Genomic DNA, 8,237 nt, shown 5'->3' on the forward strand with positions numbered 1-8,237 from the left:
GTTTGAGTGGATTTCACTGGGGTAGGCGAATGCCTACCAACCAATGATGGGACGGGAGGATTCACGTGCGATTTCGACGTTGTCAGCCCAGGAAATTTCACCGGTTTCAAGGTTGGTCAGCTCCAGGTTCATGGAGTAATACACAAGCTTGCGTTTGCTGAGTCGGATTTGTTTGGGTTGCTTTTTCTCGATAGAGCGAAGCGTGCCTGACAGAATGAAGTCAGCTCCTAGCTGTCTGCCTTCTGTGACTCGTTGCTCAGGCGGGACGAAGCCGGCGTACTGATAATCAGCCTCTTCTTGCAGGTTGGCGCGTTGTTTACGATTGATGAAGCGGTATTCACCTGATTTGATCAAGGACAGGCGAATGTCGTCAGTTATGCCGCTGGTGCTGATGTGTTCAGAGGTTTCATTGTCGATGCCGTAAATGACGATGATAGGTTTGACGGTCTCCGTCGGTATGCTGGGTGAGCCCAACAGGCTTTGCGTCAGTGAGTCGACAATTTCTTTCTTGTCTGAAAAATCGTAACTGGCGTCGTAGTGTGTCGTTGATTCGGGATCGATTGAGCGAGTGGTTGCGCAAGCGCCCAGCAGGCTGAAGATCATGCCCATTGCCAGAATCTGTCCGCAGCGCCCCCAAGTGGTTCTGCTGACCTGCGACGGCTTGTGCGAGACAGCCGCAATATTGGTCGTGAAGTTACTCATAGATGAATGATGCATGCGGATCTCCGGGATGCGTCGCGAGCTGGGGTGGAATAATTCAAGTCTAGCCTGATTCGTCTGCGGCAGCTTACGCAAGAATCCTGAACGTCAGATTAACCAGACTGGCTTGGAAAATGATAACTGATTATCAAAAAAGGCAATTGAATGCCGAAATGCGATCGTAGACGCCGATAAGGTATTTTGTGACGGTGTGAGGTTGTGCTACGTTGCCAGTCACGTCTGTTTGAAATCAGGCGTCCTTATAATGGATTATTGTGGAAATCACAGCCGTACTGCTCAAGCTGGTAGCAAGGGTGTGGGGATTAACATGACTAAAGCTCTCAAGGTTATAGACTCGAATTTACCTGCAAAGACGGAACAGGACTTCGAATTGCTGGTGCAGCGCGATCGCGGCAAAGTGACGAATCGGCGCTCTTCCGGTAAATCGAGACTGGTCCTGCATACTTCTTTGTTCCTGATAGGTCTCCTGAGTTCCATCGGCTGTCTCTGGGCAATGTTGTATACCTCTGATAGTGAAGAAGTCGCCGTGAATCTGGGTTTGCACCGAGTTGCCAACAGTCTCGAAAACATACTCTCACTGCTTGCTTACCCTGTATTGATGTTCACGGTTATTCTGACCCTGTATGCATTACAACAGCTGTATGGTTTGTACAAGGAAGCCGCTGATCCTCAAGCCTTTCGCAAGCATCGATCCCTTAGGTCTGTGAAAGTCAGGAGCCGGTGAAGTAGAAACCTTCGCTCGAGATTTTCCATCGCACGATCTCTTAGTCGTCGATATTTTCAGGTGTCTGTTTTTCTGACGGCATGTTTGCGGTGCGCGTCACACTTTGATGCAGGCGCTTTGCTGCAATAACTTGCCGGCGCCCAAGCGTCCATTTTATGTGGATATGCCAGCGCTTGCGCAAGGCTTCCGGGACCGCATGCTGCCAGAGAGCTGCAAAGAATTTGGTCACACCTAATTTGTTCAGCATGGCCAGTACTTTCTGACGTAACCAGATGAGTACGGCCTGGGGTATGACAAGCAGTGCAAATATGGCAAAAGAACTGCCGGCGGTGATCAGTAGAAGTAGCAGTGCCAGCACGGTTCTTGACCACAGAGGTAGTCCGAGGTAGCGGGAAAAGGCATTTTTGGCAGTTGCCAGCATGACCAGTCGCATGCTGCCAACCCAGCGGCGCCAGGGGCGATGTGATTTCAGTAGTAAATGGGTCGAGGCTTGCACCAGCAAACGCCTGATTTGAATGATGACCCCGTTTTTCATCAACAGCAGGCCAAGCTTGGGGGTCAGGCTTTTAATCCAAGCCTTGCCCCAGGTCAGCATGCCGAGAAACAGCGGAATAATCAGCTGATGCGTGTAGCTGACGACGGCAATTACCACCGAAAGGAACAAAATTCCAAGCAGTGTCAGGCGTAACCTGGGTGGTGTAGAGCGTGACAAGTCAGCCGACCAGTAAGGTCAGCTGACATATGAGTCCGGCTTTTGTCAGGCTGGAATGGCGCAATCTAGCGATTGAGGTCATCCGCCTCATCGGTAATTACCTGCCCTGTGGCTCGACGCCAGAGAATGGCTCCGGACAGGCCAATTCCCAGAAAGGCACTGAGCAGAATCAACCCCAGCCATTCGAGCGACTCGCGGCTAGTGGAACTAACCCAGCCTTCTTGCAGGGAAAGATAGATCAGAGCGGCAAAGAAGATGATGACAATGAGGGTGCCTAGCTTTCCCAGAGCTTTCCAGGCCGCTATGAACAAGGCAACATTGATAAGGACAGTAACGATAGCCCCAAGGATGACCCAGGCATCAGTCGGGTTCTCATTGTTGACTACCCAGTGAAAAATAGATGTGCCAGTGGGGTTGTAGGTAGCAAAAACCACAACCGCAGCAATCAGCATACGGACGATTAGAACGGCAGGAGAGGAGTCCTTGATGGCCTGGAGCATTGATCAGTATCTGTTATCAGGAGAAAGCGTAACTATAGTCGTTCCCCGCGGCGATAGGGTTTGAGTAACGCCTTGGGGTATTCGGCACGTCGGGCCACGATAATCATCGCCACGATGCTCAGAACGTAGGGCAGCATGAGAAAGAACTGGTAGGGAATATAGGCTCCAACCTGTTGTTGCATGCGGACTTGAAAGGCATCGAGCCCTGCAAACAGCAATGCACCCAGCAGTGCCTTGCCAGGTCTCCATGAGGCGAAGATAACCAGTGCAATGCATATCCAGCCGCGACCGTTGACCATGCCGAAATAGAAGGCGTCGAATGCGCTGATGGTCAGGGAGGCTCCCCCGACGGCCATCAGTGCGCTGCCCAGCATGACCGCCAGGGTACGCACACTGATAACGTTGATTCCCTGCGCTTCCAGTGCCACTGGATTTTCACCGGCGATACGTACTGCCAGGCCCCAGGGGGTGCGATAGAGCACATACATGATAACGGGTACGATGAGAAAGGCTGTGTAGGTCAGCGCTGTGTGGGAGAACAAGGCTTCGCCCAAGAAAGGCAGCGCCGATAAAACTGGAATGTCGAGACTTTGGAATGGGGTGATTTTGGGCGGTGCGGTACTCGCCGGCAACAGCATCTTGATGATGAAATAGCTCAGAGAAGAAGCCAGCAGCGTGATGCCGATTCCCGTGACATGCTGTGATAGCCCAAGGGAAACCGTAAAACTGGCATGCAACAGGCCCAGGATGGCTCCGACAAAGGCCGCGAAAAAGACGGCGCTGATCAGATCGCCACCGTTGAATACCCACAACCAGCCACTCATGGCGCCGGCTGTCATGATTCCTTCAATGCCCAGATTGAGAACCCCGGCGCGTTCACAGATCAGCTCGCCCAATGTTGCAAATACGAGCGGGCAGGCGATTCTGATGGTGGCAGCCCAGAAGCTGGCACTGATCAGTATGTCCAGAATATCCATCAGTGGCGAATCCGGTAACGGGTGAACATCAGTCCAATCAGAACGCTCAGCACAGCTGAGGCCACCATGATGTCGGCAATGTAGCTGGGTACGCCCAGAGCGCGTCCCATGGAATCCGCCCCGACAGATACGCCGGCAAGAAAGATGGCCGACAGGACCACTCCCAGCGGGTGCAGGTTGGCCAGCATGGCCACAGCGATACCGGTGTAGCCAAATCCGGGTGACAGGTCCAGCGTCAGATAACCTTTGAGGCCGGCCACCTCGCTGACACCGGCACAGCCCGCCAGCGCGCCGCTTAGCAGGGCGACCCAGAGCAGGGTCCGCTTGGCAGGTATTCCAGCATGCTCTGCCGCATGACTATTGAGTCCCAGCGACTTGATGCTGAACCCGAATACGCTATAACGCAGTAGCAGCCACAGGATCACAGCCGCTGCCAGGGCAAAGAAGGCACCGGCATGCAGTCGAGTGCGTGGCACAAGTGCGGGCAGTACTCCGGCATCAATGATGGGGGCGGCCTGCGGCCATCCCATAGACATCGGGTCTCGCAAAGGGCCTTCCAGAGCAAAACTGACCAGCAGCAGAATGATGAAATTCAGTAGCAGGGTGGTGACGACCTCGTCGACATTCAGTCGTGTTTTCAGAAACCATGGCAACAGCAGCGCAAGGCCTCCCGCAGCCGCTCCTGCAATGAACAGAAGTGGGATAAGCAGATGAGAGGGCAGGTTGAGAAACCCACTGCCGATCAAGGTCGCAGCCAAGGCTCCACAATACAGCTGGCCTTCGGCTCCAATGTTGTAAAAGCGCGCTCGAAAAGCAATTGCCGCCGCTAAGCCGGTCAAGGTCAGCGGAATAGCCCGTGACAGTGTTTCGGTCAAGGCAAAAGTGCTGCCAAATGCGCCGACAGCCATCGTCCTGAATGCCTCGATGACGGATTCGCCGGCCCAGACAATCAGCAGTGATGCCAGTAGTAATGACAGGCAGATAGCGATTATCGGGGCTGAGAGCGATAGCCACCAGGGTGTTGACTCACGAAGTTCGAGTTGCATCAGCAGGCTTTGATCATGGTTTTGCGGATTCTTCAAAGGCACCGGACATTCGCAAGCCCAATTCACGGGCGCTCAGTCCTTGACTGGTCAATGACTCGCTCATGTGTCCATTGTGCATAACGACAACCCGATCGGAGAGTCGCAGTAGTTCATCCAGATCCTCCGTAATCAACAGGACTCCGGCGCCTTGGTTACGGGCATTGATCAGCAAGGTATGCACTGCGGCAATGGCACCTTCATCCAGGCCGCGCGTGGGTTGATTGGCGAGAATGATGTCAGGATTGCGAGCCAGATTTCTGGCCAGAATCAGTTTTTGCATATTGCCTCCGGATAACAGCCCGGCTGGTTGATCCTCGTTGCTGCAGCGGACATCAAAATCACTAATCAGTTGGCGAGCCTGAGCACGGGCTGCCTGTCGGTCCAGTAGCATTCCCAGCTTCCAGATCGGCCTTGTGCCCAGTTCATCCAGCAGCAGGTTTTCCCACAGACTCATTTCACTGATCACACCTCGCAGGTGCCGATCTTCGGGAATTCGAGCCAGACCTTGTCGGGTCAGTGATCGAGGTGATGGTCGTCGTTGGACGTTTCCATGCAGGACAAACTCGCCTTCATCAGGCGTACGTAATCCGGATAGCACATCGGCCAGGCTGCTCTGACCATTACCGGAGACACCGGCCACACCGACTATTTCGCAGGCACGGATCTGCAGATTTATATTGTCGAGGGTGGGACGTTCGCGACCTTTGTCTTGTAGGTAGACACCGCGCAGTGACAGTAACTCCTCACCGGCAGTGCGAGCTTCGAGGCTGGGGCGTTCGATCTGTCTGCCAACGATCATTTCTGCAAGCTGATCCCGACTGACGGTAGCGGTGACCGCGGCCCCCACCATCTGGCCGGCACGAAGCACAACGACACGGTCGCTGATTGCCATGACCTCTTGCAGTTTGTGAGAGATAATGATGATAGCCAGCCCTTGCGCTGCCATGCTGCGTAACAGCACGAACAGATCATCGACTTCCTGCGGCGTCAGCACCGCTGTTGGCTCGTCAAGAATCAGTATGCGAACGTTACGATAGAGTGCTTTGAGAATCTCGACACGCTGGCGCTCGCCAACAGACAGATCCCGCACTGGTGCGTCGATGTTCACGCTCAGACCGGCCTCGCTCATGATTCGCTGTAATCTGGTGCGAGCACTATTGCGACGACTGAACGGTTGCCACAGTGATTCGGTACCCAACAGAATATTATCGAGTACCGAGAGGTTGTCAGCCAGGGTGAAATGCTGGTGCACCATGCCGATTCCCCTGGCGAGAGCCTCTTCGGGTGTGTGCTGTTCCAGTGGTTTGCCAAACGCTTCGATGCTGCCGCTATCAGCCCGGTAATGGCCGAATAGAATGTTCATCAGGGTGGTTTTGCCAGCTCCGTTCTCACCGAGCAGGGCGACAATCTCGCCGCTATGGAGAGACAGGCTGATATTTTCATTGGCTGCCAGTGCACCGAAGTGTTTGGTAATGCCAATCAGCGAGAGTATGGGAGTGGGTTTGTCATCATCTCCGTCATGCTGCGACGGAGATGATGATTGAGCTGCAGCCTGTAATGGATCTTGTGAAGTCACGCGTTCAGGCTCGATTCCTGTTTTCTAATAAGTGGACTTTGGTTCGTCGTCATTGATATCGACTGTAAAGTCACCTGCGATGATGTCAGCCGCCACGTTTTCGATCTGAGTCTTGATGCCGGCATCGATCTTGTCGTCGAATTCATAAAAAGGTGCCAATGATGCACCGCCCTTGGCCATCATGGTCCATTCCCGATAGTCTTCGGCGGCAAAGGTCCCCGCCTTGACCTGTTCTACCGCATGTGCGACGGCATTTTCCATATGCCAGAGTGCGGAGGTTACAACCACATCGGTGCCGTTTTCTTCCTTGTTCATGTCATTGACGTTACCGAAAGCCAGAATGCCTTTCTCGCGGGCGGCATCCACGACACCGGCACGCTCGGCATACATGATGTCAGCACCCGCTTCGATCTGAGCGAAAGCTGCTTCTTTTGCACGCGGTGGGTCATACCAGCTGCCAATAAAGGTGATCTTGAACTCGACATCGGGATTAACAGATTTGGCGCCTGCCATGAAGGCATTGAAGAGTCGGTTAACTTCACCAATCGGGTAGCCGCCCACCATGCCAATCTTGTTGCTGGTGGTCATGCTGCCCGCAATCATGCCCATCAGGTAGCAGGGTTCGTGAATGTAGTTGTCGAAAACAGAAAAGTTGGTGCTGTGAGCGGCAAAGGGGTCGCCCATCAGAAACGCGGTGTCGGGATAGTCGTCCGCGACCTTGCGCGCTTCACGACTGATGCCGAAAGCCTCGCCAATTACCAGTTCTACGCCGCCTTCGGCGTATTCACGCAACACTCTGACATAGTCGGTGTTTGCGACTTTTTCGGAATAGTCGTATTCGATTTCACCCGCATCTTCCAGGGCTTGCAATGCCAGGTGTAGGCGGGCATCCCACTTCTGTTGAATGGGTTGAGTGTATATACCCGCCACCCGTATAGTGTCAGCAAGCAAAGGGCTGCTGAGGGCAGCAAAGGCGCCGGCGATCAACCATGTGGCCAGCTTCTTGTTTACGGACATGCAGGTGACTCCTTATATATGAGTAGCGGGGTTGCTCGGATTTCGTGCCCGTAAATCGGGTGAACGACTGAGCAGATGAGTGCGTAATAGTGTCTGGCAGGTAGGAGACTACGAGCGCTTGCGCATCGGGTCAACTAATGCCGACCATTATCTTCATGTGCAAGGTAATGCCATACTTGCGACTATTTTGATATTTGGGAATTCTCTCGTGCTCTGGATCTTTGGATACGGTTCCATCATATGGCGGCCTGGTTTCGAGCACTTGCGAAGTCTGCATGCTGCTTTGCCGGGATATGAACGTCGATTCTGCCAGGCTTCTCATGATCATCGAGGGACTCTGGAACTGCCTGGCAGAGTAGTGACTCTGGTGCCTGTCCGGGGTGGCAGCTGTCAGGGTATGGCTTTTGAGTTGCCACCAGTGGGGCGTACGCAAATTCTGAGCTATCTTGATGAGCGCGAGCAGGATGGGTACGAACGGGTATATGCACCGTTGCAATTGTCAGACGGTGTAATCGTGCCAGGGCTGACCTGGATTGCAGCAGCGGACAACCCTTCGTGGCGAGAGGGTGAGTCACTGGATGAACTGGCTCTTCTGATTTCCAAGAGGCAGGGGCCCAGTGGTAGTAATCGAGACTACCTGTTCAACCTGGAAGAAATTCTGAAGACACACGACATGCCAGATGCTTATATAAGTGTGCTGGCAGGCCGGGTGCGTAGTCTGATTGAAAAGCGTTGATCTGGCTGGTGGGTCAGAGCTTTTGCAGTGTCAGAGGGTAGGTGCCCTTTTTAATGTCTTCACATGTCAGAGCAATCTTTGTAGACTCTTTATCCACCGTGCCGAAGCATCGACCTTTGATAGGGCGTGCTCCACCATCGCGTCCCAGATAGGTCGAGGAGGCTGATCGACCCTTCAAATCGCCGTTATG

10 protein-coding genes (1 of these 10 only partly in view) are annotated in these 8,237 nt (G+C 53.6%); 2 read left to right on the plus strand and 8 right to left on the minus strand.

Features of this window, described 5'->3' with window-relative positions; genetic code table 11:
• Positions 1-33: 33 nt before the first annotated feature.
• The gene (locus tag IMCC3135_RS01755) at positions 34-717 is read right to left on the minus strand and encodes a penicillin-binding protein activator LpoB (RefSeq protein WP_088916019.1); all 684 of its coding nucleotides are present in this window, start codon (positions 715-717) and stop codon (positions 34-36) included.
• Between the two features lie 310 nt (positions 718-1,027).
• Here IMCC3135_RS01755 and IMCC3135_RS01760 point away from each other — a divergent pair, with 310 nt between their 5' ends.
• On the plus strand, positions 1,028-1,444 hold the full coding sequence (locus IMCC3135_RS01760; RefSeq protein WP_157735702.1) for a hypothetical protein: 417 nt from the start codon (positions 1,028-1,030) through the stop codon (positions 1,442-1,444).
• A 40-nt stretch (positions 1,445-1,484) separates the two neighbouring features.
• Here the strand turns inward: IMCC3135_RS01760 and IMCC3135_RS01765 are convergent, their stop codons facing one another.
• The 6 genes from IMCC3135_RS01765 to IMCC3135_RS01790 form a co-directional block, all read right to left on the minus strand.
• Entirely contained in the window at positions 1,485-2,156 is a 672-nt protein-coding gene (locus IMCC3135_RS01765; RefSeq protein ID WP_157735703.1) for a hypothetical protein, read from the minus strand.
• Positions 2,157-2,221: 65 nt separating this feature from the next.
• Complete coding sequence (locus tag IMCC3135_RS01770; RefSeq protein ID WP_157735704.1) at positions 2,222-2,656, minus strand: DUF6524 family protein; 435 nt, start codon at positions 2,654-2,656, stop codon at positions 2,222-2,224.
• Positions 2,657-2,688: 32 nt separating this feature from the next.
• Positions 2,689-3,633, minus strand: coding sequence for an ABC transporter permease (locus IMCC3135_RS01775; RefSeq protein WP_088916023.1), 945 nt, complete (start codon positions 3,631-3,633; stop codon positions 2,689-2,691).
• Complete coding sequence (locus tag IMCC3135_RS01780) at positions 3,633-4,745, minus strand: ABC transporter permease (RefSeq protein ID WP_236994727.1); 1,113 nt, start codon at positions 4,743-4,745, stop codon at positions 3,633-3,635. The genes IMCC3135_RS01775 and IMCC3135_RS01780 overlap by 1 nt, the downstream gene beginning before the upstream one ends.
• A complete protein-coding gene (locus tag IMCC3135_RS01785) occupies positions 4,693-6,294 on the minus strand; it encodes an ABC transporter ATP-binding protein (RefSeq protein WP_205737863.1) in 1,602 nt (533 codons plus the stop codon). The genes IMCC3135_RS01780 and IMCC3135_RS01785 overlap by 53 nt, the downstream gene beginning before the upstream one ends.
• A gap of 24 nt (positions 6,295-6,318) precedes the next feature.
• Entirely contained in the window at positions 6,319-7,311 is a 993-nt protein-coding gene (locus IMCC3135_RS01790; protein ID WP_088916025.1) for a BMP family protein, read from the minus strand.
• 208 nt (positions 7,312-7,519) lie between these two features.
• Here IMCC3135_RS01790 and IMCC3135_RS01795 point away from each other — a divergent pair, with 208 nt between their 5' ends.
• Positions 7,520-8,047 (plus strand): gamma-glutamylcyclotransferase, encoded by a 528-nt coding sequence (locus IMCC3135_RS01795; RefSeq protein WP_157735705.1) that lies wholly within the window; start codon positions 7,520-7,522, stop codon positions 8,045-8,047.
• Positions 8,048-8,060: 13 nt separating this feature from the next.
• On the opposite strand, the gene IMCC3135_RS01800 is transcribed toward IMCC3135_RS01795, so the two are convergent.
• A protein-coding gene (locus IMCC3135_RS01800) for a hypothetical protein (RefSeq protein ID WP_157735706.1) crosses the window boundary here: on the minus strand, positions 8,061-8,237 show its 3' portion. Its footprint extends 258 nt past the window's final position; the window shows 177 of its 435 coding nt (coding positions 259-435); its start codon lies beyond the right edge, outside the window; its stop codon occupies positions 8,061-8,063.

This window comes from Granulosicoccus antarcticus IMCC3135, from assembly GCF_002215215.1.
Classification (GTDB): Bacteria; Pseudomonadota; Gammaproteobacteria; order Granulosicoccales; family Granulosicoccaceae; genus Granulosicoccus; species Granulosicoccus antarcticus.

What these genes read in the sequence shown, in the direction of transcription:
- IMCC3135_RS01775 (WP_088916023.1), bottom strand. Translation starts at nt 3,633, where the DNA reads ATGGATATTCTGGACATACTGATCAGTGCCAGCTTCTGGGCTGCCACC.
- IMCC3135_RS01760 (WP_157735702.1), top strand. Translation starts at nt 1,028, where the DNA reads ATGACTAAAGCTCTCAAGGTTATAGACTCGAATTTACCTGCAAAGACG.
- IMCC3135_RS01755 (WP_088916019.1), bottom strand. Translation starts at nt 717, where the DNA reads ATGCATCATTCATCTATGAGTAACTTCACGACCAATATTGCGGCTGTC.
- IMCC3135_RS01770 (WP_157735704.1), bottom strand. Translation starts at nt 2,656, where the DNA reads ATGCTCCAGGCCATCAAGGACTCCTCTCCTGCCGTTCTAATCGTCCGT.
- IMCC3135_RS01790 (WP_088916025.1), bottom strand. Translation starts at nt 7,311, where the DNA reads ATGTCCGTAAACAAGAAGCTGGCCACATGGTTGATCGCCGGCGCCTTT.